At 53.7% G+C, this 25536-nt stretch carries 26 protein-coding genes; 11 read left to right on the top strand and 15 right to left on the bottom strand.

All coding sequences use genetic code 11. The annotated features are described in order from the left end of the window. Positions 1-6 precede the first annotated feature (6 nt). From M0R70_04580 to M0R70_04550, 7 genes are all read left to right on the top strand, one after another. Positions 7-855 carry a HEAT repeat domain-containing protein gene (locus tag M0R70_04580; protein ID MCK9418641.1) on the top strand — a complete coding sequence of 283 codons (849 nt, stop codon included), beginning with the start codon at positions 7-9 and terminating at the stop codon, positions 853-855. Positions 856-972: 117 nt separating this feature from the next. Next, positions 973-1656, top strand: coding sequence for an SMC-Scp complex subunit ScpB (scpB, locus tag M0R70_04575; protein MCK9418640.1), 684 nt, complete (start codon positions 973-975; stop codon positions 1654-1656). Then, positions 1653-2597 carry an AAA family ATPase gene (locus tag M0R70_04570; protein ID MCK9418639.1) on the top strand — a complete coding sequence of 315 codons (945 nt, stop codon included), beginning with the start codon at positions 1653-1655 and terminating at the stop codon, positions 2595-2597. Before scpB ends, M0R70_04570 begins: the two co-directional genes overlap by 4 nt. A gap of 24 nt (positions 2598-2621) precedes the next feature. Further along, complete coding sequence (locus M0R70_04565) at positions 2622-3350, top strand: helix-turn-helix domain-containing protein (protein ID MCK9418638.1); 729 nt, start codon at positions 2622-2624, stop codon at positions 3348-3350. Between the two features lie 236 nt (positions 3351-3586). Next, a complete protein-coding gene (locus M0R70_04560; GenBank protein ID MCK9418637.1) occupies positions 3587-5221 on the top strand; it encodes a DUF4388 domain-containing protein in 1635 nt (544 codons plus the stop codon). A gap of 403 nt (positions 5222-5624) precedes the next feature. Continuing rightward, entirely contained in the window at positions 5625-6107 is a 483-nt protein-coding gene (locus M0R70_04555; GenBank protein MCK9418636.1) for a type II toxin-antitoxin system VapC family toxin, read from the top strand. Beyond that, positions 6100-6276 carry a hypothetical protein gene (locus tag M0R70_04550; GenBank protein MCK9418635.1) on the top strand — a complete coding sequence of 59 codons (177 nt, stop codon included), beginning with the start codon at positions 6100-6102 and terminating at the stop codon, positions 6274-6276. The genes M0R70_04555 and M0R70_04550 overlap by 8 nt, the downstream gene beginning before the upstream one ends. 350 nt (positions 6277-6626) lie before the next feature. Here the strand turns inward: M0R70_04550 and M0R70_04545 are convergent, their stop codons facing one another. From M0R70_04545 to M0R70_04500, 10 genes are all read right to left on the bottom strand, one after another. Beyond that, positions 6627-9809, bottom strand: coding sequence for a CusA/CzcA family heavy metal efflux RND transporter (locus tag M0R70_04545; GenBank protein MCK9418634.1), 3183 nt, complete (start codon positions 9807-9809; stop codon positions 6627-6629). Between the two features lie 154 nt (positions 9810-9963). After that, entirely contained in the window at positions 9964-11193 is a 1230-nt protein-coding gene (locus M0R70_04540) for an efflux RND transporter periplasmic adaptor subunit (GenBank protein ID MCK9418633.1), read from the bottom strand. Continuing rightward, positions 11190-12479, bottom strand: coding sequence for a TolC family protein (locus M0R70_04535; protein ID MCK9418632.1), 1290 nt, complete (start codon positions 12477-12479; stop codon positions 11190-11192). Before M0R70_04535 ends, M0R70_04540 begins: the two co-directional genes overlap by 4 nt. 31 nt (positions 12480-12510) lie before the next feature. Next, positions 12511-12900, bottom strand: coding sequence for a FixH family protein (locus tag M0R70_04530; protein ID MCK9418631.1), 390 nt, complete (start codon positions 12898-12900; stop codon positions 12511-12513). A 90-nt stretch (positions 12901-12990) separates the two neighbouring features. Continuing rightward, the gene (locus M0R70_04525; GenBank protein MCK9418630.1) at positions 12991-13161 is read right to left on the bottom strand and encodes a hypothetical protein; all 171 of its coding nucleotides are present in this window, start codon (positions 13159-13161) and stop codon (positions 12991-12993) included. Positions 13162-13372: 211 nt separating this feature from the next. Beyond that, positions 13373-14080: a transporter gene (locus tag M0R70_04520; protein MCK9418629.1), complete on the bottom strand. Its 708-nt coding sequence runs from the start codon at positions 14078-14080 to the stop codon at positions 13373-13375. Between the two features lie 127 nt (positions 14081-14207). After that, the gene (locus M0R70_04515) at positions 14208-14642 is read right to left on the bottom strand and encodes a hypothetical protein (GenBank protein ID MCK9418628.1); all 435 of its coding nucleotides are present in this window, start codon (positions 14640-14642) and stop codon (positions 14208-14210) included. Between the two features lie 58 nt (positions 14643-14700). Then, the gene (locus tag M0R70_04510) at positions 14701-15120 is read right to left on the bottom strand and encodes a c-type cytochrome (GenBank protein ID MCK9418627.1); all 420 of its coding nucleotides are present in this window, start codon (positions 15118-15120) and stop codon (positions 14701-14703) included. 57 nt (positions 15121-15177) lie between these two features. Beyond that, the gene (locus M0R70_04505; GenBank protein MCK9418626.1) at positions 15178-16134 is read right to left on the bottom strand and encodes an HD domain-containing protein; all 957 of its coding nucleotides are present in this window, start codon (positions 16132-16134) and stop codon (positions 15178-15180) included. 435 nt (positions 16135-16569) lie between these two features. Next, positions 16570-16818, bottom strand: a complete 249-nt coding sequence (locus tag M0R70_04500; GenBank protein MCK9418625.1) for a hypothetical protein — start codon at positions 16816-16818, stop codon at positions 16570-16572. A 459-nt stretch (positions 16819-17277) separates the two neighbouring features. Here M0R70_04500 and M0R70_04495 point away from each other — a divergent pair, with 459 nt between their 5' ends. Then, the gene (locus M0R70_04495) at positions 17278-18171 is read left to right on the top strand and encodes a hypothetical protein (GenBank protein ID MCK9418624.1); all 894 of its coding nucleotides are present in this window, start codon (positions 17278-17280) and stop codon (positions 18169-18171) included. A 76-nt stretch (positions 18172-18247) separates the two neighbouring features. Here M0R70_04495 and M0R70_04490 read toward each other — a convergent pair whose 3' ends face one another. From M0R70_04490 to M0R70_04480, 3 genes are all read right to left on the bottom strand, one after another. After that, a complete protein-coding gene (locus tag M0R70_04490) occupies positions 18248-21001 on the bottom strand; it encodes an SLBB domain-containing protein (GenBank protein ID MCK9418623.1) in 2754 nt (917 codons plus the stop codon). A 207-nt stretch (positions 21002-21208) separates the two neighbouring features. After that, entirely contained in the window at positions 21209-22153 is a 945-nt protein-coding gene (locus tag M0R70_04485) for a Wzz/FepE/Etk N-terminal domain-containing protein (GenBank protein ID MCK9418622.1), read from the bottom strand. Positions 22154-22310: 157 nt separating this feature from the next. Beyond that, positions 22311-23063: a glycosyltransferase gene (locus M0R70_04480; protein MCK9418621.1), complete on the bottom strand. Its 753-nt coding sequence runs from the start codon at positions 23061-23063 to the stop codon at positions 22311-22313. Positions 23064-23327: 264 nt separating this feature from the next. Between M0R70_04480 and M0R70_04475 the strand changes: the two genes are divergently transcribed. The 3 genes from M0R70_04475 (at position 23328) to M0R70_04465 (ending at position 24268) form a co-directional block, all read left to right on the top strand. Then, the gene (locus M0R70_04475) at positions 23328-23588 is read left to right on the top strand and encodes a type II toxin-antitoxin system HicA family toxin (protein MCK9418620.1); all 261 of its coding nucleotides are present in this window, start codon (positions 23328-23330) and stop codon (positions 23586-23588) included. Further along, entirely contained in the window at positions 23581-23790 is a 210-nt protein-coding gene (locus M0R70_04470) for a type II toxin-antitoxin system HicB family antitoxin (protein ID MCK9418619.1), read from the top strand. Before M0R70_04475 ends, M0R70_04470 begins: the two co-directional genes overlap by 8 nt. A gap of 280 nt (positions 23791-24070) precedes the next feature. Continuing rightward, on the top strand, positions 24071-24268 hold the full coding sequence (locus M0R70_04465) for a toxin-antitoxin system, antitoxin component, Xre family protein (protein ID MCK9418618.1): 198 nt from the start codon (positions 24071-24073) through the stop codon (positions 24266-24268). Between the two features lie 427 nt (positions 24269-24695). Here M0R70_04465 and M0R70_04460 read toward each other — a convergent pair whose 3' ends face one another. Together M0R70_04460 and M0R70_04455 are read right to left on the bottom strand one after the other, a co-directional pair. Then, positions 24696-25061: a DUF3368 domain-containing protein gene (locus tag M0R70_04460; GenBank protein ID MCK9418617.1), complete on the bottom strand. Its 366-nt coding sequence runs from the start codon at positions 25059-25061 to the stop codon at positions 24696-24698. A 103-nt stretch (positions 25062-25164) separates the two neighbouring features. Beyond that, complete coding sequence (locus tag M0R70_04455; protein ID MCK9418616.1) at positions 25165-25407, bottom strand: UPF0175 family protein; 243 nt, start codon at positions 25405-25407, stop codon at positions 25165-25167. Positions 25408-25536: the final 129 nt, after the last annotated feature.

The following is a 25536-nucleotide window of genomic DNA, read 5'->3' as shown; positions in this document are numbered from 1 at the left end:
CTGACCATGAAACCCGATATCAAGGCGCTGGCGCTGGCAAAAAATTTCGGCGACATCGAGACTGCGATCTACGCGGACCGATCGCTCATCGGCGATCTTGTCGCGCTCCTTGCGGAGAAGAACGGTGACGTACGGTCCGGCGTTCTGAACCTGCTGTCGCGCGTCGGATTCGACTACCCGAACGATACCCGGCCGCACCTGCCGACCCTGATCGCGCTGCTCGACGACCCGGACATGTTCATCAAGATCGACGCGGCGAACGCTGTCGGGAACCTGGGTTTCAGCTTCAAGGACGCGGCTGCCAAAGCCGCACCAAAATTGAAATTGCTTCTCGGGCATGAGCAGAGCCTCGTGCGTCAGGAAGCTGCCTACGCCCTCGGAAACATCGGGTTCGCCCATACGGACCTCGTAACTGACGCTGTCCCGCGTTTGATCCAGATGCTCGAGGGGGGCGATGATGACGAGCGCGAGTCAGCCGCGCACGCCCTGGGCAAGGTGGGCATCAACGCGCCGGAGCTGATCAAGGGGATCCTTCCCCGGCTCGTGGAGGTGCTTGAGTTCTCGAAAGAGGCGACCTGCGGCGGCGTGCTCTTCGCGCTGGGAGCTATCGGATTGCATTATCCCCGGGAAGTGGCAAGCCTGGTGCCGAGGTTGATGCAGTATCTGGACAGCGGCCACCCGAACGCGGTAAAGAATGCCGTGGCCGCCCTCGGGAACATCGGCAGCTCGAACGCGGAGCTCGTCAAGGACGCGATCCCGAAGATCCGAAAGATCATGGAGACCGCGACGGACGTCGATATAAAGATGAACGCCAGGGTGGCGCTCGGAAGAATGGGCGACCCGACGGCGATGTGAAAACAATTTCTAACCACGGAGACACTGAGACACGGAGAAAAAATCAGGTTCCAAAGTATTCCTCCGTGACCTCCGTGCCTCAGTGGTAAATTCTGGTTCGATTCGAGAGGTTCTGATTTGGATGATCATCAACTGAAATCGGCGATCGAAGCGATTGTTTTCGTTTCGGGCAATCCCCTTTCCCTGGACAGGCTCAAAGGCATTTTTGAAGAGGCAGCGGCCGAACAGATCGAGGCGCAGGTCCGGCTGCTTCAGCAGGAATACATCGACCGGGGCTCGGGTCTTATGCTTGCCGAGGTGGCCGGCGGATACCAGCTCGCTACGCGGCCGGAGCTCTTCGGATGGATCCGGAAATTCAAGACCGTAAAAACATCAACCAGGCTCTCGAAGCCCGCGCTCGAGACGCTCGCCATCGTGGCGTATAAACAGCCCATCACCCGCTCGGAAGTGGAGGCGATCCGCGGCGTGAACATCGGCGGCATCATGCGGAACCTCATGGAACGACGCCTCGTGAAGATCGTGGGCAAGAAGGACGTTGCGGGCAAACCCATGATGTACGGTACCACGCTGGAATTCCTCCAGTACTTCGGATTGAAAGACCTCTCCGCCCTTCCGACGCTCAAGGAGTTCCAGGAGCTCGAGGCCGGAGAAGAGGTCATGGAAGAGGTCCCCCTCGTTGAGGGAGAGGACGCGGAAACACCCGCGTTCGGGGAGACGACCCTGGAAGAATCATCGTCCCCGGAGGCGGCTGAAACGGGAACAATGGCAGAAACGTCAATCGAGGAGAACAGGACAGGATGATCGAGCTCCAGGATGCCCTGCGAAAAAAAGAGATATGGGCCATCGGCGGCGGCAAGGGCGGGATCGGCAAAAGCCTGATCACCGGGAACATCGGCATCACCCTCGCGCGCCTCAAGAAAAAGGTCCTGCTGGTGGACGCCGACCTGGGAGGCGCGAACCTTCACACCACGCTCGGCATCGGCGTTCCGGAGATGACGCTCTCGGATTTTCTGAACCGTCGCGTCAAGACCATCCAGGAAGTCATTATCAAGACCAGCATCCCGAACCTGAGTCTTGTCAGCGGCGCCCAGGACTTCCTCGACGCGGCCAATCCGAATTTCGCGCAGAAGACGCGTCTGCTCAGACACCTCGAGACGCTGGATGCGGACTACATTCTCCTTGACCTCGGCGCGGGCACCTCGTTCAACATCCTTGATTTTTTCCTGTTCTCGGACCACGGCATCCTCGTCGTGCTGCCCGAACCCACGGCCATTGAGAACGCCTATCGGTTCATCAAGAGCGCCTTCTACCGAAGGTTCAAAAAGGTGGTGGTCGATCAGAACATCAAGGACCTTATCGACGCGGCCATGGACCAGAAGAACAATATGGGCATCCGCACCCCCTATGACCTCATCGAGCGCGTGAAGTCGATGGAGCGGGAAGTGGGCGAGGTGCTCGAACTCGAAGTGCTCAAGTTCAAGCCCCAGCTGATCGTGAACCAGGTCAGGACCAAGAACGACATTCAGATCGGATTCTCCATGAAAAGCGCCTGCCAGAAATACTTCGGCATCGACGTGGAATATCTGGGCTATGTGGAATACGATGATTGCGTCTGGCAGTCCATCCGGAGCAAACGGCCGCTCATGATCGAATACCCCTACTCGCGGCCGTCGCGCTGCATAGAACGGATCGTCCATAATCTGCTCAGGAAAGAGCAGCTTACGCTGAGCATGCTGTACTAACAGGGGGAGCTTGCGGGAAAAGCCATGATCAAAAAAATAGAGGACTTGAACTACTACGAGTTGCTGGAGGTCAGCCCCCGGGCGACCTCTCAGGAGATCCACAAGGCCTATGAGCGGGTCCGGCGGGTGTACGAGCCGAATTCCATGGCGCTCTATTCGCTCTTCAGCCCTGAAGAGACCGCCGCCATCACCCAGCGGATCGAAGAAGCCTACCGGACCCTGGTATACGAGAGCAACCGGAAACGGTACGATGCGCTGTTGCGGGGACAGGACGAACTGCCTGATCTTCCGCCGCTCCCGTCCGACCCGGCAGATCAGCCCCGTCAAGACCAGCTGTCATTCCCTTCCGAGCTTACGTATCAGCCCCGTCCTGCTCAGCCGGCGCTCACGCTGCCGTCGGAGAACCGCTACTTGAGCACGTTGGAACCGCTGGTCCAGCAGCCCGCGCCGCCAAAAACCGTGCACGAGACGATCACGCCGGTCTCCCAGTTCATCGCGGATTTCACCGGACCCGCCATCAAGATGCTGAGGGAACAGCACGGACTTACCGTGCGGAATATCGCTGATATAACGAAGATCGGTACGCGCTACCTCGAATTCATCGAAGAGGAAGTCTATGGCAAATTGCCGGCGCGTGCCTATACGCGGGGTTTTCTCATGCTTTATGCAAAAGCGCTGGGCTGCGACCCGGAGCGGATGGCAGGCGACTATTTGAAGAGATACGACGCCGCGACGACGCCAAAAACGAAGTAGTCGGCTGCCGGTAAAAAGCGCAGAGATTCTTATGGGACGCAGGAACAGGATTGAAACCGCTTCATGGATAGTGTAGTGCGTCATAAATTGTTTTACTTTGTTTGTCATTCTGAGCAAAGCGAAGAATCTTGTTTTTCCAAACACATGAGACCCTTCACTTCGTTCAGGGTGACACGTCAAATGTAAAGAAGCGTTAGACGCACTACACGAGAAAGTGCGCGATAAAGGAGAGTACTATGGCGCCAGGCATTTTGGTCTTTATAGAGAACAAAGATGAAAAATCATTTTTCGATAATTTGTTCAAGACCGATGATTTTCCTGTTTTCGAGACACACCTTGCTCTCGAAGCGATGCAGATCCTTCATGATAAAGATATCGGTTTGATCATTGCCGGCAGTGTCATGGAAGGGATCAAGGGTGAACGGTTCAAGGTGATCGCCGAAAAGATACGGCCCGGGGTCAAAACCGTCCTGATCGGCCCCCTCTCCCGTGAGAACAACGGATTTTTCATCAACACCGATGAATTCAAGGATCTCATCCGCACTTCCGTCAAGACCGAACATGTGCTGCGAAGAGAGCTGGGGGATTCGAAACAGCTCATCTTTGCCCTCGCCGACCGCCTGCTGCAGATCTTCGGGGTCAATGACCGCTATTTTTTCAATAGCGATCATCTCGTCGCGGAGCTGGCCTCCAAACTGGCTTCGAAGATGGGCCTCGAAGAAGAGCTCGTGGAGTCCATTCGCATGTCGGCACTGCTCCGTGACCTGGGCAAGGTGGGGATCCAGCTTCAGATCCTCGAGGGAACGGTCCGATTGAACCAGATCGAACTTACCCCGATCAAGGAGCATCCGATCCATACGATCCAGCTCCTGCGACAGATCCAGTTTCCGTGGAACCTGGACCTGATCATCAGCCAGCACCATGAGCACTATGACGGAAGCGGCTATCCCTACGGTTTTAAGGGCAGGCAGATCTGCATTGGAGCGCGGATCCTCAGCGTCGCGGACGCCTTTTATGCCATGACCACGGACCGCCCCTATCGTAAGGCGCTGTCCCACGACAAGGCGCTTGAGGAAATAAGAAAGAACGCGGGCAGCCAATTCGATCCTGAGGTTGTTGAGGTCTTTCTCTCGAACATCAAGGAAGAACCGAACGTCAAGACCTCTGATAAGAACATTTTGATCTTCGAACGTGAAGATAATATCGCGGCACTGATCAAGCTCAGCACGAATGCAGACGAGATGCAGGTCTACCATACGTCCAGCTCCATCGACGCCATCGTATACATCAGGCATAAGCAGCCTGTCCTGGTCATCACCGACATCGAGGCGCTCCAGCCGGAGGCAACGAGCCGGGTTTCTCATATCGTTCTTCAGATGGCGATCGCCCAGGAACGGAAAGTGCTCATCATTACGCCCGATAAAGACTATCCGAAGATCGTCGGGGGTGATGTGGAGTACTTCTCAAAACCCATTGATATCGGGAAGTTGACGCACAAGATCCATGAACTGATAGCAAAAAGTCCGGCGGCGGCGCCCCGGGAGCCCAAAGAAGGACTTACGGGCAAGATCGAGGAGTTCAGCCTTCCCGACATCATTCAGATCCTGAGCCTGGGCTTGAAGACGGCAAAAGTGGAGATCGAGGGGGACCGGGGAAGCGGCAAGCTCTATCTTTTGAACGGAAAGATCGTGCATGCCTCCGTGGGAAACCTCAGAGGGGCCAACGCCTTCCTGGAGATTGTCAACTGGGAAACAGGACAATTCTGCATCAAGCACGGGCAGGTGACGGACGACGTCAATGTGAACGCAAGCACCAACAACCTTCTGCTCGAAGCCAATAAGAACACGGACCGGGAGTTGACCGCGTCGTAGGTTCTCCTATTCCCCTGCGGACGGAATACGGACGGACGATGGATGCAAAATGCAGACGGACGATGGACGTCCGCTCACTTCGTTCGCTAGGACGACGGACGATTCGTTGTCCTTCGTCCCTCGTCCATCGTCAGAATGACATATAGTAGTCAGTCGGTAGGTTGGGCTGAACGGTGTTAGTGAAGCCCAACAAATGGGAGCGAAAAGTTCGTAGGTTGGGCAAAAAGATACATCCTGCCCAACATGTTTCAACAGATAGAGGAGTTGGGCTTCGCCTGAAGCGTTCAGCCCAACCTACAAACTTATTTGCCTTTAGAGCCGCAATATGGAACATAATAGGTACTTTCATTTATAATGACTTTGCTGTAAAATGTTAGTAAGTAATATTTGGTCATTGAACCTTATGAAAACTGTTTATATTGAAACATCAATTGTGAGTTATCTGACTGCCCGACCAGCACGGGATTTGATTGCCGCAGCGTGGCAGAACGCAACCAGTTCATGGTGGACGATTCAACGATTGCGCTTCGAGCTCTACACCTCACAATTGGTTGTGGAGGAGGCCGAGCAAGGCGATCCGGATGCAGCGGGACGGCGCCTCGCGGTTTTATCACAATTGCCACATCTTGCAATAACAGACGAAGTAACCAAACTTGCACTCGCGCTTCTGAAGGCTGGAGCGTTGCCGCATGCTGCGACTGGTGATGCAATACATGTAGCATTGGCAGCTTATCACGAAGTTGATTATTTGCTGACCTGGAATTGTCGTCATATCGACAACGCCGAACTGAAACCATTAATTCGGAGTGTTTGCATAAGCAACGGCTATCAATATCCGGAGATATGCACGCCTTTGGAACTTATGGGGGATCAAAACGATGATTAAGGATGAAATTATTCAAGAAGTCTGGCGGGGAAAAGACGCGGTTGCGGCCAAGTACAAACATGATGCTACAGCAATGGCGAAGGCACTACAGGATCGGGAAAAAGGGTCCTCTGCAACAGTCGTCAATCTTCATGCCCGCCATCAGACTATTTCACGCACCACAAAGTAGCCGGTGTTGTGAGCCCGTTACACCTTGCCCGTGATTTAGTCCGTCATTTTCTTTCGTCTCAAATGTTCCAACCAACGGCTTGACACCTACCGGGCTGCGCCCGGCGGATCAGCCGTGCGTTAGAAGCGGGCCGCGAATTGCAAAATATTGGCTGACACCGGTGGTATCGCTCGCCGAATCATACGAGATGAGCCCCGCGGAATTGAAAGTCGGTAGTCGGTAGGTTGGGCTAAACGGTGTTAGTGAAGCCCAACAAATGGGAGCGAAAAGATGTTGGGCAAGGAGATGCTTTTTGCCCAACCTACAACTGCTTAGAAAGCCGAGAGATGATGGACGATTCGTCCCTCGTCTCACGTTCTCTTCAGTTCCCGTTCCTTCCAGATCACATAGATCGCCGGATAGATGATCAGTTCCAGGATCGTCGAGGTGATCACACCGCCGACCATGGGAGCGGCAATGCGCTTCATCACGTCTGAACCGGCTCCATTGCTGAACATGATCGGGATAAGACCCGCGAGAATCACACTGACCGTCATGATCTTGGGCCTGATCCTCTTTACCGCACCGTGCATGACGGCATCCTTCAGGTCGGCCGCAGTGTTCAGTCTGCCTTCCTTCTTCCACTGTTCATAAGCAAGCTCAAGATAAAGAAGCATCACAACGCCGGTCTCCGCGTCAAGGCCGGCCAGGGCGATGATCCCGACCCAGACTGCGATGCTCATGTTGTAATTAAGCAGATAGAGAAACCAGAATGACCCGACGAGCGAAAACGGGACTGCGAGCAGCACAATAGCCGTCTTCGTCGCGGACCGGGTGTTTAGATAAATCAGCACAAAAATTATGAGCGCCGTGACCGGAATGACAAATTTCAATCTCTCATGGGTCTTGACAATATATTCGTACTCACCGCTCCACTGAAGCCGGTAGCCCGGGGGCACCTTGACCGCCGCGGCCACTTTCTGCTTTGCCTCTTCCACGTAACCGCCGACGTCCCGCCCGGAAAAATCGATATACACGTATGCCGCGAGCAGCCCCTCCTCGCTCTTGATCGCCGTCGGACCCTTCACGATCTTGATGTCCACCAGCTCGCCGAGCGGGATCTGGAGCGTCCGCCGGGCGCGCGTTGCCGGCTGCGCCATGGCCCCCTGGCCCTCGGCTTCGGAACCTCCCGACATCACCGGCACAAGGATGCGCTTCAGTTTGTCGATCGAGTCCCGCATTTCCCGCGAATACCGGATGTTGACCGGGTACCGCTCGCGTCCCTCGATCGTCGTGGTGAGGGTCATTCCGCCCACGGCGGTCTCGATGACCTCCTGCACATCGTCCACCGCCAGTCCGTAACGGGCCGCCTCTCTGCGTTTGATGGAAAAATCCAGGAAATAACCCGTGGTCAACCGCTCCGCGTACGCGCTCCTGGTGCCCGGAATGGCCTTGACCGCGTTCTCGATCTCGATCCCGACCCGTTCGATCTCTTCTATTCTGGGACCCAGGACCTTGATCCCGACGGGCGTCCGAATACCGGTGGACAGCATATCCATGCGTGCCTTGATCGGCATGGTAAAGGAATTGGCGACACCGGGGATGGAAAGCGCGTCATTCATCTCGTTCTTGAGTTTCTCCACGTCCATGCCCTTCCGCCACTGGGATTCCGGCTTCAGGTTCACCACGGTCTCGAACATCTCAAGCGGCGCGGGGTCCGTGGCGGTCTCGGCGCGGCCCGCCTTTCCGAAGACCTGCGCCACCTCCGGGATCTGCATCAGGAGTTTGTCCTGGAGCTTGAGAAGGTCCGTCACTACCGAGATGGAAGGCGGCGGTACGGTGACCGGCATGTAAAAAAGCGTCCCTTCATACAAGGGCGGCATGAATTCGGTGCCGAGCTTCAGAAAGGGATACACCGTCATTGCCATGATGACCACCGCGGCGATGATGACCGTCTTTTTGTACCGCAGCGCAAGCTCGGCCACCGGCTCGTACAGCCGGTGCAGGATGCGGCTGACGGGATTTTTCTCCTCGCTCCTGATCTTCCCCCTGATAAAGAGGGTCATCAAAACCGGCGTCAATGTAACAGCGAGGAAGGACGAGAAGAGCATGGCGAAGGTCTTCGTGTATGCCAGCGGCTTGAACAGCCGCCCCGCCTGAGCCTGAAGCGTGAAGACAGGCAGGAACCCGACGGTGATCACGAGGAGCGAGAAGAAGAGGGATGGCCCGACTTCCTGCGCCGCGTGGATGATCACGTCCACCCGCGATCCCGGCCTGCCCGCATGCTCCCATTCCTCAAGCTTCTTGTGCGCGTTCTCGACCATGATGATCGAGGCGTCCACCATGGCGCCGACAGCGATGGCGATGCCGGAAAGACTCATGATGTTCGAGGTCACGTTCATATAGTACATCAGGATGAACGAGATGATGATGGCCACCGGGAGCGTCAGAATAACGACCAGCGCGCTCGGCAAATGGAACAGGAATATGATGCAGACAACGCTCACCGCCAGGGCGAGCTTGATGATCTCCTCCTTGAGCGTGTCGATGGAGCGGTGGATCAGGTCGGACCGGTCGTAGGTGACGACGATCTTCATGCCTTTCGGCAGGCTCGGCTCGATGACGGTTCTGATCTTTTCCTTCACCCGATCGATGACGTTCAGGACGTTCTCGCCGAAGCGGACCACGACGATCCCGCCGGCTACCTCGCCCTTGCCGTCTAGTTCCGCTATGCCCCGCCGGATCTCCGGCCCGAGTTGTATGCGCGCAATGTCCTTGAGATAGACAGGCGTTCCGCCGCCGCCAATGCCGACGGAAATGTCCTCCAGGTCCTGGAGGGATTTGATGTATCCCCGGCCCCTGACCATGTACTCCACGCCGGAAAACTCCAGGACCCTGCCCTCCACGTCCTTGTTGCTCTTCTTGACGGCGTCCATCACCTTGTTGATCGGGATGTTGTAGGCCAGGAGCCGGTTCGGGTCCAGTGTTATCTGGTACTGCTTCACGAACCCGCCGATGGAGGCCACCTGGGAAACGCCTGACACGCTCTCAAGGGCGAGTTTGATGTTGTAATCCTGGACCGTACGAAGCTGGGAAAGGTCGTATTGCGCCGACTCGTCGACGATCGCGTATTCAAACCCCCATCCCACGCTGGTCGCATCCGGTCCCAGGACCGGGTTCACATCAGCCGGGATCTTGTTCTTGACGGCCTGAAGGTACTCCAGCACCCGGCTCCGCGCCCAGTAGATGTCCTTCCCCTCTTCGAAGATGACGTAGATAAAAGAACTGCCGAGATAGGAAAACCCGCGGACCACCTGGACCCCGGGAGCGGCCAGGAGCGTGGCGGTGATGGGATAGGTGATCTGGTCCTCTACGAGGTTCGGGCTCCGGCCGGGCCATTCCGTGTAAATGATGACCTGCGTGTCGGAGAGGTCCGGAATGGCGTCAAGGGGCGTGTTTCGCAGAGAAAGATATCCCCAGATGCAGAGAAAGCCCACCAGAAGAAAGATGATGAACTTGTTCCTGGCGCTGTATTCGATTATTTTAGCGATCATGAATTACCCCATTGCGGAATTCGGAGTGCGGATTGCGGAATTAAACCACCCCTCACCCTGCCTCTCCCCTGAGGGGAGAAAAACAAAGGGGAAACGGCGTCGTTGTTATCTCGATTTTTATTCCGCATTCCGAAATCCGCATTCTGCATTATCACTACTTCACAATCCCCTTCAACCGTGCCTCGGAGTCGATGAGGAAGTTGGCCGACGCGGCAACACGCTCATTCAGCTTCAGGCCGCTCAGGACCTCCGCCATGCCGTCGGAGACGATCCCCACGGTCACGAGCCGGGGTTCGAAGTTGCCTTCCCCTTTATCCACGTAGACGATCTGCCGCTCGCCGGTGTTGATGACGGAGTCTTCGGGAACGACGAGTCTCGTCCCCATATTCACCTCCAGCTCAAGGTCAGTGAACATTTTCGGCTTGAGCCGACCATCGGGGTTGGGAAGGGAGAATCGCACCTGCGCCGTCCGGGTCTCTTCGGACAGCGTGGGGGAGACGTACTCGACGCGGGCGCTTAAAACCTTGCCCGGGGAAGAGCCCATCCTGATCTTCGCCGTTTCTCCTTCCCGGACCAGGGACAGATCGGACTCGTAGAGCTCGGCCACGACCCATACTGTGGACAGGTCGGCAATGTCAAACAGCTTCTCGCCGGGCATGACGCGCGTGCCGAGCACCGCCGTTTTCTGGATCACGGTGCCGTCCACGGGGCTGTTGAGTTTGAGCGTCCGGAGCGCCTTGCCCGTGGCCTCGATCTCCCTGATCTGCTCGTCGCTGATGTCAAGGAACCGCAGCCGCTGCCGCGCTGCCTCGATGATCGTCTCATTGTCGCGTGCGTACATCCTGCCGACCTCATCGTCGCGGATCGCGCCTCCCTGCGTCTTCCACCGCAGGGTATTGATGAACTCCTGCTGGGTCGCGAACAGCTCGGGGCTGTAAATTTCCGCCAGCGGCTCACCCTTCTTTACGTGTTTGCCGGTGAAATCCACATACAGCTTCTCGATCCATCCTTCGAACTTGGTCGTGACCGTGGCGAACCTTCGCTCATCGACCTCGATCCTGCCCACCGTCCTTATGGTCTTCCGGAGGGCTTTCCTAGCGACCGGCGCGGTCTTGAGTCCCATCATCTGCTGTTTATCCAGCGGGATCTCAACTGTGGGCGCTTCCACAGCTTCCTGCTGCTCCTTCGGCTGTTCCTTTGCCTGCTTCCTGGCAGGTTCCGGCTGGGCAGGCGGCGCCCCTCCATGTCCGGCGTGCTGGGCAAAGACGGATTGTACGACAAGGCCGTCTATCGCACTGCCGGCGGGACCCGGCATGGGGGAAAATAGAAATGTCCAGACAAAGCTGATGCATACGACAATTCTGACTACACTTTTATTTATCATTCGCTTTTCACCACCGTTCCGGAATCACTGATCCCCGCGATCGACTCCATCCGTGCGACAGCCTTTTCCCTCTCTACAAACTGCGCCCAGTACAGCGTCTCGTAGTCGAGAAGCGCTTTCAACCTGCTGATGACCGTGATCGCCTCAACTTTCCCGGTCGCATACCCGGCAATGGCCGACTCAAAATCCTGATAGGTCTTGGGAATCAGGCCTTTTTTGTATAAGTCCATAAGCTTTTCCGTGGTCTTGAGCATGGTGTAGTTGTCCCGTATGGCTGAAGACAGCATCAACCTTGTTCCCTCAACTTCATGGCGCGTCTCGAAGGAAAACGACTTCGCCTCGGCCACACCCTGCTGCTGTCTTGACCGGTAAAAGAGCGGAATATTGAACGTGGCGGTCAGACTCCACATGTCTTCGAAGTCTCCGGTCCTTTTATAAACGGTCGCGGCAATGGTAAAATCGGGGAAATACTCTTTGCGCGCCATGCTGATACGCGCATCCGCGGAGGAAACCATCCTCTCCCTGGACCGCAACTCAGGGGAGTTTTCCAATGCTGTTTTTTGAAGCTCCTCCATGCTGAAAGGGAATGCCGACTGCGCCGGTTCCGCTGGTCTTGCGAGGGGGGAGTTGACGTCCCTTCCCACCTCGTTGTTCAGCATCGTCTCCAGTGACTGGACCTTCTGCTGCAGCATCGTCTCCTTTTCAAGGAGCATGTATTTCTCCGTCTGGGCCATCAGTACTTCCTGCTGGGGCGCCATGCCGGATGAATACCGCGCAACGGCCGCGTCTTCGACCCGTGAAAAAAGGGCGGTTTTGTCCCGGATAATGTCTAAATTCTTATAGGCGAGGAACAGCTCATAATAGAGTTCCTTGACCGTGGCTGCGGTCTTCTGCCGCGCGGCCCGATACGAAGCCTCGACGCTTTCCGCGTCCTTTGCGGCCATCTCTCCTTTTAACGATCGCTTCCCGGGATAGGGGAACATCTGGGACACGGAATACATCCACTGCGCCCCTTGCATCGTGCCGTACGTATATCTGTTCCAGCCTTCATTCTGGTATCCGATCATTACCATGGGGTCGGGGAGACTCGTCGCCTGAGAAACCTTATAGGTAGATGTTTTCCACCTTGCCTCGGCGGTAAGCAGTTCGCGGTTATTTTTCAGCGCTTCGTCAATCAGCGGTTGAAGGTTCAGCACCTCCTCCGCGGCAATGGCCCGTCCCGATACGCTGATAAGAACCGCGCCAACGAAAAGAAAGACAAACAGGCCCAGAATTTTAATCCGCATTCCGCACTCCGCATTCCACATTTGGCTCAAACTACTTCGCGTCCACGGTTAATTTCATCGTCGATGTTTTTCCAGCCCGGGTGATTTTAACCGCGAGATTCCACGATCCGGACATGGAAAGGCCCAGCGTGGCCTTATACTCGTCGCCTTTTAGAACTGCCTCCGCCTTGTAGCTCATGGGGGGCATTCCCGGCATCGCCGGCATGGAGTACTCTATTTTGACCACCGCATCTTTGACAACATGACCTGCCGCGTCTTTGATCGTGATACCTACGGCATTATCGCTGGCTGTAGGCGGGTTCCTGTCAAAGGTAACGGTAACATCATATTCGCCCGCTTTCTTCTGCACTTCGTAGCCCTTTGCATACGCGGTCCCTGCTGCGAGAAGCAGGGCCAATCCAATTACAACAAACTCTTTCATATTAGCTACCTCCTCTTTTTCTAATGGTTAATACCGTCATTTATTTTCCTCCGTTGCGGACACGGGAGCTCGCTCAACAACGTTATGGCCCTAATGCATGTGATGATGTCCCTTTGCGGAATCTTCCTGACTGTGCTCAACGTTCTCTTGATCATGGCGGTCACCGTGACCACTGCCCATAAAAAAATGGCCGAAAAACATCATCCCCAGCATTATTACGACCATCACCCCTGTTACAACCTCGCCTTTTTGATTGTTCATTTTTAACCTCCTTGCACGATAGTGATGCAATGAACAGGCCAAAAGGAGGTCCCGGCTATTTATTGAAAAATAAGGTGATTGCGGGAACGACCTATAAACACACTCAAAATACTGTAGCGTCTGCTCAATGAATTGTAGTATTTCATACAGTCAACTATAGCACAAAATGAGTTTCCCCGGCAGGGGTATGATTATGATGAGGAGGGTTAAGCTAAAACCATCTTACGATGCCGAAATCCACACCGAAGTCCGGACCGCCGTTGTTCAGGCCTTTAAAGGCGCTTCCCTTGATCGCGTGGTCCGCGTTCAGGACATGAAAAAATCCGACACTGACCTCCTGGGGATTCTGCACGCCGGGGACCGTCGATCTTCGGCCGTCAAGCGAAGCAGCGATGTCCGTTCTGCCGAATGCTCTCGATACTCCAACCCCATAGAGATGGACATCGTTGTAGTTGATGGCAGCAGGGTCGCCGATTTTTATGTACCCTCCCGTGAGTGAAAGCTTGAAGTCCTCGATCCGTTGATGCAAACCCAGGAATGCGCCGTAATCGGTTTCACCGGTACCCAGACTTTTGGTTTCGTCCGCACTCGGCAGTTTAACCGCCAGCGTCCCATTGAGAGAAAAACCGCCCGGACCTTCAGGAATGAACACCGCGCCGCCGCGCAAAATGATGTCCCCCGCGCCGCTATCGGTCTGGCTTTGGCCGGCGTTCTTGTTCGTGAGAAACAGATACGGCACGGTAACGCCGACATCGTATCTCGGCGCAACATATCCGATGGTCGAAGAGAGATAATACAAGCTGGATGTCGTCGGGGTGCCGAAATCACCTGTTTTGTAACCACCGCCGAGGTCGAGATAGCCGCGGCCAGTATCAGCCGAAACAGCCGACGGGGCCACGATTGCGCTTAACAAAACCATAAGCAGTGCGTGAAAGGCCAAGTATCGAATGCGGCGGCGCAAACGCGGACTTATATTCCAATCCATCTTTTGAAAGCCCATGTTTGTTGCGTCTATAGAAAGATTACCAATCACACACTGCTTCATGTTATTTATTCCCCTTCTGCATAGTATCCATCATATGGTTCATAGTTTTCATCCGCTCCTGCATTGTCTTCATCGTGGCGGGGTCCATGGTTCCCTTGCCCATATGCTCGGACATCTCTTTCATGGTAACGGACATATCATTCATCACTTTCGACATGTCCTGCATCTTGGAATGGTCCATACCCTGCTTCTGCTCCATGGTCCCGGACATCTTCTGCATCATGCCCTGCATCTGGTTCATCATTCCCGACATGTCGCGCATCATCTGCTGATTCATCATCTGACTGCCCATCATCTGCGAGGACTGCTGGTTACCCATCATCCCCCCCTGCTGACCTTGTTGCCCCTGGCCTCCTCCCATCCCGCCCATCTGGGCAAATGCCGTCGCTGCCGTTAAACCAATTACCACTGCTGTTGCTGCGAGAACCTTTTTCATGTTTGTTTCCTCCTTTTGTGTGAAAATATACATCAAATGTTGCGCTTTTCTTCATACACTATTTATGTATTTCGTTTTTTCTCAAACTGGCAAGGTAATTAACAAGATGCCACCGCATCTCCTCCGTCAGCTCTTCCCTAAATCCTTTCATAGCTGCGCCCTGTACGCCATCAGTAATAACATGAAACACTTCGCCGTCGGTGCTGCCATGCTTCAGCGCAGTGCCTGTTAGATCAGGACCAATACCCCCTTTCCCCGTCTTTTCGTGACAAGCCATGCAATGCTTCTCGAAACGCTTCCCGCCTTCGGCGAGGGATTGCTCCGTCATTGCGATTGGATTCTTTATTTTTGCATATTCCAGGTGCCGGTGCTGGTGCGGTTTGTGCGCGGCGTTCATCTCTTCCGCAGCTGCGCTGCCATAGGGAAGACAAAAGAATACAGAGCTTATAGCGATTATCATGAACACGCATATTTTCATTTTCCATTCCTCTCGTCTGCCTGTTTGTTATCTCTTAGCCCCGGCCCGCTTCCATTCTCACTCATCGTCTCGATATTTTTCCCTCACTGCCTGCAATAACTCAGGTGCGATTGCTTCAAAGGCGTCCACGACCCTCTGGTCAAAATAGGCGCCGCTTTTTTCCCTGATTTCGGAGAGCGCCGCATCATGGCTGACGGGTGAACGGTAAGGACGCGCAGAGGTAAGAGCGTCGTACACATCAGCGACTGAGAAGAGTCTCGCCCCGAGAGGAATTTCTTCCCCCTTCAACCCCTGCGGATATCCGCTCCCGTCATAGCGCTCGTGGTGCGCGCGGACGATCTCAGCTGCTTCATGGAGGAAACCAATCGGCTTCACGATGCCGTACCCGGCGAGGGGATGAGTGTGCATGACATCCCATTCCTGTTCTGTAAGTCCTTCAGGTTTTAAAAGAATGTGATCCGGCACGGCAATCTTCCCTACGTCGTGTAGAAGAGCGCCGAGTCCTATCGCTTTCTTCGTTGCCTCAGTGACACCGAACCGGTCGGCCAGAAGAAGAGTGTACTCCTTCACCCGCTGTGAGTGGAGCCGGGTATTCCGCTCCCGCAGATCAAGAGCGGAAACGAGGCCCACAAGGGTCTCCTCGTTGGCACTTGCAAGGTCTCTGAGAAGCGACTGTTCGCGCTCAAAGAGTCGTCCGGCGATCAGTCCCACGACCCAGAAGCTGGCGAGTTCTCCCACCTGGTTTGCCTGTTCCATATAATTCCCCGGCCAATCCAGAAAGGCATGGAGGGAAAACAACGAACTGACCGCGAGCGTGGTATAGAGACTCCCTCTAAATCCGAACCAGGCCGCCGCCATGACGGGGGGGAGAAAATAGAGTTTCCGGAGAACAATATGGACCATGTGGAGATCATGCCGGTCCGTGGGAATGACAAAGTGAATGATCGCAGCACTCACCGTGATGAGAACCAAAAAACCGATCTTCACATCATTCCCCGTCAGGCTTTTATTCATTGATTCCTCTCTGACGTTTATTCATCCCTACCTTCTGTATTCCTTTTCAATGGTATCCCGTATCTTTTTTACCGAATATCCATTTTTGTAAAGCTCGAAGGCCCTCAGGGCCTCCCCGAGACAGATATCTCACCCTGCCGCGTGGTCGTCCACATAGCAGCTCAGGAGGCTCTTATGATGAAACGACTCTTCACAAAAACAGTAGCACCTAATGCTGTCCAGGAGCCAAGGGACATCCCTCGCAGCCTGATATGCACTCTTCACTCGTGCGTCCTTAAAAAAGTTCGGATCGAACGTTGCCCTCGTTTCGCCTCTTCTCAGGGATTGGTCTTTCGCAACCGGTCGTTCTTGCTGTGCAGCTGCTGAAACAACGAACAACGCCATAGAGAGGATGACAACAAATAAACGCAGGATTGTCTTGTTCATTTTCCCGACTCACCTCAGCTCAGAATAAACGACATTGCGCGTTATCGCGGTATCCACCGTGAAATTGATAATTATTGTTACAGTGTCGCCCACCTCAGCCTCAGAGCGCCCGATCACCGACACGGAGCTGATGCTCATGGCCGCCTGCGATTTCCGCTTCCGTTCTTCTGCGGCCGGTTTGTCCAGAAGCATCGATACCTCGAGCTGGGCGCGAAGGACATCCTGCCGCATTCCCTGCCCGGCATGAAAGAACATCATCTATCTCCCCTCGAATACTGACGGTAATATTGCAAGATAAGAGCCAGAATGGCATAAAGATATATCCCCTGAAAATTCGGGCCGTTACGATAATAAGGCCTGTTACCTAGCAAGACGAATTGAAGCGCCTGCTTCATCATGTGTATTATATCATGCAGAAACCGCAGAAGCCCCATTCATCAGTCAGCGCACCGAACTCCAAACTCTGAACCATGAACTCTGAACCTGTTTTTCATACTTACTAAGTCGTATCGGGAAGAGATAAGCCTCTGCCCAGAAACAAAAACATCTTCATAACATTGACTTAACCGTAATTCTTCAGTACACTTTTACTCAAGTCCATTTCATGCGCCAGGAAAAACATCAATCTGCTTATCTATCGGCGCGCGAGGTCATCGGGAAACGGCTGTTGCGCTGGTGAGCATCCCATAACTTGCATTTTGAACGGAGGTCGATCTGATGAAGACTGTGATCGCGATCGTACTGGGTTTTCTTATTGTCATGACGGGTGGTCACTGCGCATCCGCCATGACGGGTGATTTCGGCAATGAATATACCTTCGACGATGACCCGTCCCGGGTGGTAAACAGGCCGGTGAATGTCCAGGGATTGACCGGACTGGTCATCACCAACTCGGCTTACACGCAACGCAAGGGGAGCATTGTCGCAGGTCTCGCGGTCTCTGCCGAGAACAGCAATGTGCCCGATTTCAGCCTCACGCAGGGCATCGCGACAGTCACCGCGGGCGTCACGGACCGGATCGAGATCGGGATACGGGCGACGCTTGACAGCGCCCGGCTTAATACAAATGCCGCGCGCAAAGACGGCGTTGGAGACACCGATATCCTGTTCAAGTGGAGATTATCGTCCCAGGGTGATACGATGCCGGCAATCGCACTCGGGTTGGCATGCACTCTGCCGACCGGTGATGAGGGAAAAGGTTTCAGGACGGTAAAACATGAAGGGATCCGGCTGATGCTGATCGGAACATCCGAGAAGGAAATGAGCGGAGGCTATCTCATCGGGGTCTACTTTGAGGGACAGATCGTTTTCATCGATAAACTGGAGAATTCCACCTCCAGCCCCTATGTTGATCAATATGGCGTTTTTAACGCCGGAGTGCTCGTCCCGTTATTTGAAAGCCGCCGCCTGCAGGCGATCGTGGAATATCATCAGGTGACCAGAAAGGACGTTCAGACCCTGTTCGAACAGAACTCCTGGGACGTGATGCCGGGTCTGCGATACGTGACCCCTGATTTTAATCTCAGCCTGGGCGTACAGTTCCTCAGGAAAGACCAGACGGACTGGGAGAACACTGAACGATATGTCGGCACGATCAGCTATCGGTTCTGAGGTTTAAAAAAATGTTCAATGTTCAAGGTTAGATTCTGAACCCTGAACTCCGCACTCCGCACTCCGAACCCCGCCCCTAATGTATCAGCGCTAAAAAGACGACGACACTGGCGATCGTGGCCAGGGTAAATTTGAACGCGTTGATGATCTTGTCCGTTGTGGTAACGATCTCCGTGGTCAAAACCTTCGCGGGCACATAAATGATATCGCCTTCTTCAACCGGGCCGTCATCCTCCGCAGTCACCATGGAACCATCCACCCGCACGATCAATACACCCTCCTGGTCCGCGTCTTTTGCGTATCCCCCCGCAAGGCTGACGATCTCGCTGATCTTGTTATGACCGCCGAGGCGCGTTGTCACGGGACTCATCACCGCTCCCACGACGCTGACCGTTTCCTGCCTGGAGGGAACGGTGATGGTGTCGCCGTTCATAAGAACGATGTCGTCGGGGTTGCCCGTGCCGCCTTGCATGCCCTTTTCCAGGTTAAGGACCACTCTCGTAGACTGCGCCAATTGCCGGTCCGTCAGCGTCCGCGCCCCCGTGGTGACGCCGCTGCCGGGCGTGAAGGCATTGACAATGCTGCCCGTGGCCTGGCCCGCGGACTGCGCGATCGTGGGCGTCATGGCGAGGCCCACGGCTTCCTTCGCGGAGGCGTTGGTCGTCGTTATGGGGATCCCGCCGGCCCCAACCACCAGCGGCGTCTCTCCTGCCCCGGACTTTGCAGCCTCGGACCTGAGCAGAAGGGCGTTGCGCGCCGACTGTCTCAGATAATCGATCTTATTCAGAAGATCGGAGACATCATTGGCACGCAGGAGATCGGCCTTCTGTTCCGGCGACGGCAGGAACTCGCTCTTCCGTAAGAACACCGTCCCTTTGGGATTTGCCGCCTTTGTCAACCCGCCGGCCTGCTGAATGAGCCCGCTCAGCCGGTACTGTTTGCCCATCAGGGGATAGTTCCCGGGATATTTCACTTCGCCGTTGATCGCCACCCACTGGGGCCTGAGGAAGAACCCTGAATCAGACCGGACCATCACGATGTCCTCGTCATCGAGCAGGACATTCTGGGACTCGTCGCCTTTTTCCAGAAGATCGGCCTTCACCGTGAACAGCTTCGGCTCGGAATAAAATCTCGCCTTCGAGATCGTTATCTCATTCACGCTCCCCGGCAGGGTGCCGCCGGCCATGCTGAGCAGGTCCTGTATCCTCATTCCCTCTGAACGCTGATAGAAACCCGGCCTCTGCACCGACCCCTGGATCTCAACGATTTTCGCGGGATAGAATTTCACGTCCCATTTTGAATACACCACGATCCGGTCCAGGGAGGCGAGCTCGATGTTATGGTCCGGGTCCTTTTGCAATGCCTTTTTCAGGTTGATTGGGATGGCCGTCGTGGTCCTTCGGTCCCTGTCGAGCCTGATAACGACGGTCCTCTCGAGCAGCGCATCTCCCAGGGGTTCATTGACCTCGTTAAAAAGATCAGCGATTCGCATGTTCTTTTTTAATTCATAGGTCCCGGGCACCTTCACATCGCCCGTCAGGGTGACCCTGTTCGTTATTTCAGGAAGAATGGCCTCGACCAGCACCGTATCCCGGTCAAAGAGCGCCTGGTCCGCCGCAAGAGCATTCCTGCTCATGTCGACATCGATAACGATCCGTTCCCGGTGGGGGATGACCGATTGAATCAGCACCTTATTGGTCAAACCCGAGGGCTTGATGCCATTGGCCATTCCGACCAGGTCGCGGAGGCCTTCATTCTCTTTCAGTTCGTAGACAGCGGGACGACCCACCTCCCCTGCCAGGGACACCAGCTTTCCCGCCCGGGTGATGAAGATGGTATCACCCGCCTGCAGGGGATGATCGGAACGGCCGTCCCCATTCAGGAGAAAATCGTAAAAGTCCACGGTCATGGTCTTGTTGTTCCGGACCAGCTTGATATCCCTGAGCGAGCCGCTCTCATTGGGGCCCCCGCATGCGTACAACGCGTTGAACAGCGTGGTCACGGAGCTGACGGCATAACTGCCGGGCCTGAACGCCTCACCGGTGATGAAGATCTGCATGCTTCTCAGTTTGTCCAGCGTGGCGATCAGATTGATGTTCTTGCCGAACACCCGCTGGAGCTGGTCCTGAATTGCCTTTTGAAACTGCGCCAGCGACATGCCCCGCACGACCAGCCGCCCGGCCTGGGGGATGGATACTTCGCCGTTTTCATCGATCTTCAGTTTCAGGCTGATCAATTCGATAAGGTCGCCCCAATAGTATACCGTGACCTGATCGCCGGGATTGATGGCGTATTGAGCGGGGATGCTTGCGTTCAGGGAAGCGGAAACCATGTCAAGAGGGCCGACGAACCCTGCCAGGGCGTCCTTTTGGACCGCTGAAGGTATTTCGCCCTTGCTGATGGCTTCTTCAAGGACCAGGATCCTTTTTCGCGAAAGGGAAAAAGAATCGAACCCGTACCGCCTCAATTGACCCTCGGAGGTTTTCTCTTCGAACTGCTTTTCCCCTTTCTCCGCTGCCGCCCTGTTCACGTTCAACTGACGGACCTCTTCCGCGCCGGGCCGGGGAGGCTCAGAAGGCGTTTGTTCCTGCGTCTGGGGCTTCTCCTGCGCTGCCCGCAGTTTTTCCAGCATCTCAGGTGACAGTTCGCCCTTGTTCCGCAATATTTCAGACTGCAATGCCTGGCGCTGTGCCGGCGTGAGGCGCTCCAGTCCTTCCTGTGACTGGGCATGGAGCGCGGCAACCGGAATAAGAAGAGCAACCGCGGTCAACAGGAAACATCCGACAGCGATCAAGACCAGGCGTCGGTTGGTCCTGGATAATGAGCGCATATCATCAGCTTTTTTAGAGCACCCGGGAAAATGAGGCATTGTTCTATTACCTCCATGAATGGAACAAGCGGAAAAGTTGAAAAAGGTTCAATGTTCAACGTTCAAGGTTAAAGGTTAGATTCTGAACCCCGAACCCTGAACCCCGAACCCTGAACCCTGAACCCCGAACCCTGAACCTTGAACCCTGAACCTTGAACTCAGAACCCCTCACTTCTCGCGCTTTTCGAGGTACACCGCGAGAAAGACCGCGAGGATCAGGGACAGGATAAAGGCATTGATCACCAGCCGCGTCCGGTTCGGTCTTACCTTCCGGTCCGGGACCCGCGGAGGATCGATAACCGTGAAAATGTTCCCCTTCACCTCGGCCATGAGCGCCGTCTCGATCTGCTTGGACAATAAAGAATAGATCTTTTGGCGCGTTAAGGGATCAACAGCCTTGACTAATTGCCCTTTTAAATAATCCCTGTTTTCGTTCGCGCTTCTCTTCTTTTCTTCGCTCAAATGGTCCTGAAGCGCCTCAAGCAGGCAGGCAACCATGTTCGAGGCCATCCGGGGGTCACGATCATCAACGGTTATTGTCAGGGTGTTTGCCTTCACATTACTCTTAATGGTGATCATTCCCTGCAAAACCCTCAGCCCATCCGAGATCGTCGGCCCTCGCTGTTCTTCGGATTGTTGCACTGCAGCATCGTGCGTCGCGACCACACGGGAGGAAACATTGAGCGTTCTCCTCAGGAATCCCGGCGACTGCCGCTTCCATTCTTTTTTCTCCGCGTCCCATCGACGGGGGAAAAGGACCGGAAGAAGCCCGTTCTTTACAATCACCTTTTCCCTGACAATATTGGATTTCAGGTATGATTCCAGCACGTTCAGCTTTTGACCTCCGGGAAAAGATACGCCTGCGATATCCGCCATGCCTGCGAGTCCGCTGGCGCTTAACATTTGCATCGCAGCGCTGGAAGAAGAATCCCGTTCCGAAACCGTGGTAATGACCGCGGAGGCCCGATAGATGTTCGTCATGAACAAGGAAATGACCGCCGTTGCGCAAACCGATACAACGACCAGCCCGATGATCAGCTTTTTCCGTTTCCCGATGATGCACAGATAATCCATGGAGGGCGATGGTGGTTGCCGTACTGTCTGTTCCTGCATGATTTCCTTTTAGTGAATTATTCGTTTTGGTGTCAACGCAATGTGAGTATAACAAATAGCTGAAATGAATGCAAACGCATCTTCTGCCTTCGTTCAATGTTCAACGTTCCCGGTTCAAGGTTAGATTCTGAACCCCGAACTCTGCCCCCTGCCCTTCTCAACCTGCCCCAAAAAACTGCCTCACCTTTGATAGGTTCTTGAGCAAGATCGTATAAAATCTCCGGCGCAGGGAATTCACCTTCCACGCCCGATAGTCCTCCTTGGTCTTGACCATCATATTCCTGAGACTGCGGTTGCTCGCCCCGCCCATCCGCATCTTCACCAGGACTTCCGGGATATATGCGGAAGAGATCCGGTGCTTCTCAAAAAACCTGAGCATCAGTTCATAATCAGCGGAGATCGTGAAACGGGTATCGAAGACACCGTGGGCTTCGTATGCTTTTCTTCTCACGAAAAAAGTCGGATGCGGCGGCATCCAGCCCTTCTGGAACAGACCGTCCTGAAAAGGACAGGACTTCCAATGCCGGACGATCTTTTCCGGATCTGCCCGACGCACATACACCAGGTCCCCATAGCAACAGTCAATGCCATTCGATCCCATCCTGCGCGCGACAGTCTCAAGAACTTTATTATTCGCGTAAAGGTCGTCGGCATGGAGAAAACCGATGATCTCGCCGGAGGCCATCCTGACACCCTTGTTCAGGGCATCATACATTCCCTTGTCCGGCTCAGAGATGAATTTTGTAATATGACTTTTATGCTTCTTGATGACATCAATGGTCCCGTCCCGCGACCCGCCGTCAATGACGATATATTCAACATCGGGACATGTCTGGTCCAGAACGCTCTGCATGCAACCATCGATCGTTTGAACGTTGTTGAGCACCACGGTAATGATGGATAGTTTCATAAATATGCCCTGTCTAAAACATCTCCCTCCGAGGTATTTGTTCTTGTTTTCATCAGGGATTCAATGCCGTTCTTGCTTTTTATTGTAGACGATTGTCGGATGCATTGCAATCTCTGAGACACGATATTGTCAAGCCTGACCATGCCGCATTCGTCACCGCGCTATGGGGAACAATTTCACTGACACTGTCACCACAAATAAGGCTTGACCATTCGCGCGTTCTGAAGTATTATTTTTTGCAAGCAACGTAACGAGGGAAAACGCGTGACGCAAAAAGAAAAACTCTTAGAGCGAATATTGTGCGGCACTTCAGATGCTAATATCCCCTTTGATGAGATGCGTCAATTGCTTCGTACTCTGGGTTTTCAGGAAAGGATTCGCGGCAGTCATCACATTTTTTCTAAAATGGGAATTGAAGAGATTTTGAATTTGCAGCCAAAAGGATCAAAATCAAAGGCGTATCAAGTTAAACAAATTCGGAACGTGGTTCTAAAATATAAATTGGGAGATCAAGTCCATGATTAAGTACGAAGTGATTATCTATTGGAGTAATGACGATGAAGCCTTTATTGCCGAGGCGCCTGAGCTTCCGGGTTGCGCTTCAGACGGTGCAACGTATGGGGAGGCTATTGCCAATCTGGAAGTCATTATCCAGGAGTGGATTGATACGGCTAAGGACTTGGGGAGAATAATTCCAGAACCAAAAGGACGATTGGTGTTTGCGTAAAGCCCCCCTGCAGTGCACGTAGACTTGCTCCCTGCCCAATGCTCAGCCGTTGAACTAAGAACTCATCACTAAAAACTCAAAACAGGATAAGTACAGTACTCTTTGCCCTCTGCTCTATGCTCTATGCTTTCTGCTTTCTGCTTTCTGCTTTCTGCTTTCTGCTTTCTGCTTTCTGCTTTCCCTCATTCATCAGATATGCTATATTATACACAAGGGTTCAAGGGTTTTCGATATATCCACTCAAAATTGTACAAGAAGCGCCGGTCGGGAGGCAGTGACCATGACAGTCAAAGATATGATAAAAAATGAAGTTGACAGACTTCCGGAAAATATTCTCGTCGAAGTTTACGATTTTATTCTTTTTCTTGAGACGAAAAAAGAAAAAGCGTCACTGACAAAAGCCTATCAACAGATATCTGAAGCATCATTCGAAAAGATCTGGATCAAGGAAGAGGACGCCGTCTATGCTACACTATGAGCGAGGTGATGTTGTACTCGTCCCTTTTCCCTTCTCCCTCTTCCTCACGTAATCCAACGCATAACTCAAAACGCTCTACCCTCTGCCCTGCGCAGTCCAATTCAAATCTCACAACTAAGAGCTACAAACTTTGAACACTCTGCCCTATGTCCCCTATGTCCCATGCTGCCCTCAGTGCGTCACCCCTTCCCTGCTCATAACCTTGGGAAAAGTCATGAAGAGAATTTTCAGGCCAAATAAATATGAGCGATGTTTGAGATAATATTCTTCGAATTCAATTTTAACAGTTAAAGGGAGTTCATAGCCGAAACGAGAAGGAAACTTTACAGGTACAGGATGTGATTTAGTATGCTTTCACTGGAAAACTGAGTATGTATGTGGATCCCCTTTTCCGTTCGCAACGCAACGAGATCATAAAAATAACTTTTTATTCACGTAAGCTATTTATCGCTTCCTGAATTAAATCAGGATGGATTCTGAAATCCGCAGACCGCATCAGTTCAAGGAGGGAAAGCGCTTCGGACATTGTTATCGCCTGAATATGGGCGGCACGCAAAATAACGCCGATCGTTCCGGCGACCCGAAAACCTTCCTCAATCGCCGCTTTTCTCACTTTCCGTTCGTTGGATAAAAACAACTCGGCATTCAACGACTCACCCAGCGCCTTGGTGTGCGCCTCTCCTATATGGATGCCGTGTTGCGAAGCAATCGCAGTCGCCTTATCCTGTGAAGCGGGATGAACCATCAAATAGGAACCAATCGCCTCGGTTATCCCGTGATCATCCTTGGACATTATCTCCTGTCGTACATATTCGGGAATCGAGACACGTTCATACAACATCCGCAGAAGCGGAAGTCTCCCAAGCTTTGCCAGGTGGATGAGTACATCAGCGTCGCTAACTACGAGCGTAGGAGATGTCTTCATTCAGCTCTTCCCGTCCGTAGTTTAAATAGCTTTTTCTTCTTAAAAGCACATCGAGCATTTCCTGAGTGCCGACATTCAGCATGTCCGCCGCCTGTCGCAGCGTAAGCCGGCCCTCACGGTATAGTTCGACCGCAAGCAGCTCCTGCACGGAATTATCATAGGGTTCCTTGATGTATTCAGTCATTCTGTCCGGTATATTGACGGATATCCCCATATTGATCACCCTCCTTATTTGCTCTAATTCACCGTTTTTCCCGATAATTTTATAATACTGAAATACGCGGCTTTTAGCAAGGGGCTTTTTGAGGAGGTATTGGATCGGAGTTAAGAATTGAACCCTGAA

The sequence above is a fragment of the Nitrospirota bacterium genome (assembly GCA_023229435.1).
In the GTDB taxonomy this organism is placed as follows: domain Bacteria; phylum Nitrospirota; class UBA9217; order UBA9217; family UBA9217; genus JALNZF01.
Note: the sequence above shows the minus strand (reverse complement) of the source record. Positions and strands in the feature narration are given on the sequence as shown.

What these genes read in the sequence shown, in the direction of transcription:
- M0R70_04580 (MCK9418641.1), top strand. Translation starts at nt 7, where the DNA reads ATGAAACCCGATATCAAGGCGCTGGCGCTGGCAAAAAATTTCGGCGAC.
- M0R70_04570 (MCK9418639.1), top strand. Translation starts at nt 1,653, where the DNA reads ATGATCGAGCTCCAGGATGCCCTGCGAAAAAAAGAGATATGGGCCATC.
- M0R70_04565 (MCK9418638.1), top strand. Translation starts at nt 2,622, where the DNA reads ATGATCAAAAAAATAGAGGACTTGAACTACTACGAGTTGCTGGAGGTC.
- M0R70_04560 (MCK9418637.1), top strand. Translation starts at nt 3,587, where the DNA reads ATGGCGCCAGGCATTTTGGTCTTTATAGAGAACAAAGATGAAAAATCA.
- M0R70_04555 (MCK9418636.1), top strand. Translation starts at nt 5,625, where the DNA reads ATGAAAACTGTTTATATTGAAACATCAATTGTGAGTTATCTGACTGCC.
- M0R70_04550 (MCK9418635.1), top strand. Translation starts at nt 6,100, where the DNA reads ATGATTAAGGATGAAATTATTCAAGAAGTCTGGCGGGGAAAAGACGCG.
- M0R70_04545 (MCK9418634.1), bottom strand. Translation starts at nt 9,809, where the DNA reads ATGATCGCTAAAATAATCGAATACAGCGCCAGGAACAAGTTCATCATC.
- M0R70_04540 (MCK9418633.1), bottom strand. Translation starts at nt 11,193, where the DNA reads ATGATAAATAAAAGTGTAGTCAGAATTGTCGTATGCATCAGCTTTGTC.
- M0R70_04535 (MCK9418632.1), bottom strand. Translation starts at nt 12,479, where the DNA reads ATGCGGATTAAAATTCTGGGCCTGTTTGTCTTTCTTTTCGTTGGCGCG.
- M0R70_04530 (MCK9418631.1), bottom strand. Translation starts at nt 12,900, where the DNA reads ATGAAAGAGTTTGTTGTAATTGGATTGGCCCTGCTTCTCGCAGCAGGG.
- M0R70_04525 (MCK9418630.1), bottom strand. Translation starts at nt 13,161, where the DNA reads ATGAACAATCAAAAAGGCGAGGTTGTAACAGGGGTGATGGTCGTAATA.
- M0R70_04520 (MCK9418629.1), bottom strand. Translation starts at nt 14,080, where the DNA reads ATGGTTTTGTTAAGCGCAATCGTGGCCCCGTCGGCTGTTTCGGCTGAT.
- M0R70_04515 (MCK9418628.1), bottom strand. Translation starts at nt 14,642, where the DNA reads ATGAAAAAGGTTCTCGCAGCAACAGCAGTGGTAATTGGTTTAACGGCA.
- M0R70_04510 (MCK9418627.1), bottom strand. Translation starts at nt 15,120, where the DNA reads ATGAAAATATGCGTGTTCATGATAATCGCTATAAGCTCTGTATTCTTT.
- M0R70_04505 (MCK9418626.1), bottom strand. Translation starts at nt 16,134, where the DNA reads ATGAATAAAAGCCTGACGGGGAATGATGTGAAGATCGGTTTTTTGGTT.
- M0R70_04500 (MCK9418625.1), bottom strand. Translation starts at nt 16,818, where the DNA reads ATGATGTTCTTTCATGCCGGGCAGGGAATGCGGCAGGATGTCCTTCGC.
- M0R70_04495 (MCK9418624.1), top strand. Translation starts at nt 17,278, where the DNA reads ATGAAGACTGTGATCGCGATCGTACTGGGTTTTCTTATTGTCATGACG.
- M0R70_04490 (MCK9418623.1), bottom strand. Translation starts at nt 21,001, where the DNA reads ATGCGCTCATTATCCAGGACCAACCGACGCCTGGTCTTGATCGCTGTC.
- M0R70_04485 (MCK9418622.1), bottom strand. Translation starts at nt 22,153, where the DNA reads ATGCAGGAACAGACAGTACGGCAACCACCATCGCCCTCCATGGATTAT.
- M0R70_04480 (MCK9418621.1), bottom strand. Translation starts at nt 23,063, where the DNA reads ATGAAACTATCCATCATTACCGTGGTGCTCAACAACGTTCAAACGATC.
- M0R70_04470 (MCK9418619.1), top strand. Translation starts at nt 23,581, where the DNA reads ATGATTAAGTACGAAGTGATTATCTATTGGAGTAATGACGATGAAGCC.
- M0R70_04465 (MCK9418618.1), top strand. Translation starts at nt 24,071, where the DNA reads ATGACAGTCAAAGATATGATAAAAAATGAAGTTGACAGACTTCCGGAA.
- M0R70_04460 (MCK9418617.1), bottom strand. Translation starts at nt 25,061, where the DNA reads ATGTCCAAGGATGATCACGGGATAACCGAGGCGATTGGTTCCTATTTG.
- M0R70_04455 (MCK9418616.1), bottom strand. Translation starts at nt 25,407, where the DNA reads ATGGGGATATCCGTCAATATACCGGACAGAATGACTGAATACATCAAG.